Below are 224 nucleotides of genomic sequence, written 5' to 3'. Positions count from 1 at the left end.
GCGGTGTGCACCGGCAGCTGGGCCCTGGCCTGCGCCGGCCTGCTCGACGGCTTCGATTGCAGCGTGCACTGGGAATGCCTGGCGGCGATGCAGGAAGCTTTCCCGCGGGTAGCCATGAGCACCCGTCTGTTCACCCTCGACCGTAACCGTTTCACCAGCTCGGGCGGCACCGCGCCGCTGGACATGATGCTGCACCTGATCAGCCGCGATCACGGTCGCGAACT

General features: G+C 67.4%; 1 pseudogene. It reads left to right on the top strand.

The annotated features are described in order from the left end of the window. Window positions 1-224: pseudogene (locus ACCD00_RS30945) on the top strand (GlxA family transcriptional regulator); the annotation flags it as partial.

Source organism: Pseudomonas sp. Pseusp3, assembly GCF_047304225.1.
Classification (GTDB): Bacteria; Pseudomonadota; Gammaproteobacteria; order Pseudomonadales; family Pseudomonadaceae; genus Aquipseudomonas; species Aquipseudomonas fluorescens_CD.
This window is presented reverse-complemented; position numbering and strand designations above follow the sequence as displayed.